Below are 663 nucleotides of genomic sequence, written 5' to 3' on the forward strand. Positions count from 1 at the left end.
AGCCGGAAAAAGCCGTTGTATTAGAACGGCTATCTTATGTTTTGACTCGCCAAGGCCGTTCTAACGAAGCCTATATTTACACCAAACTGTTATCCGAAGCCTTCCCGGGTTCAAATGAAGTAAAAGAGAAATATCAGCTTGCGGTCGAGAAAATGCAAGCAGGCGAATTGGATGCGTCTAAAGCAACTTTGATCGAGATATTAAATGATTATCCCTCATACAAGCTAGCGACTCAGCTACTAGGTATTATTAGCTATTTGGAAGGAGATAATACCGCAGCCTCTAAATACCTTTCAGAAAGTGTTGATCCGGAAGTCGCAAATGAGATGACGCGTCACATTTATGCGGCGACGAATCTGAAAATGAATGAGCCAAAGAAAGTGCTAGAAATACTTGAGCCTACTATTGATCGCAGTAAGGCGCCCGAAACACTTGCATTGTATGGCTTAGCAGCAATATCTGATGGTCAGTACAAAAAGGGTGAGAATGCCCTTCTGAAAGCTTTGTCGTTAGATGAAAAGAATATTCGGGTTCGCCTTGCTTTGGCAGATTACTACCGTAGTGGCCCAGGAGCGAATAAAGGTAAAGAATGGCAACAGCTAGATCAATCATACAAGCTAGATAGTTCAGATCTTCAACTGTTAAGAAGCATTGTAAGTTTCC

Annotated in this window: 1 protein-coding gene; it reads left to right on the forward strand. The window is 42.2% G+C overall.

Features of this window, described 5'->3' with window-relative positions:
- Positions 1–663 (forward strand): hypothetical protein (locus tag A3756_RS27185; RefSeq protein WP_197481148.1); only part of this gene is annotated, 663 nt, incomplete at both ends.

This window comes from Oleiphilus sp. HI0086 (assembly GCF_001635225.1).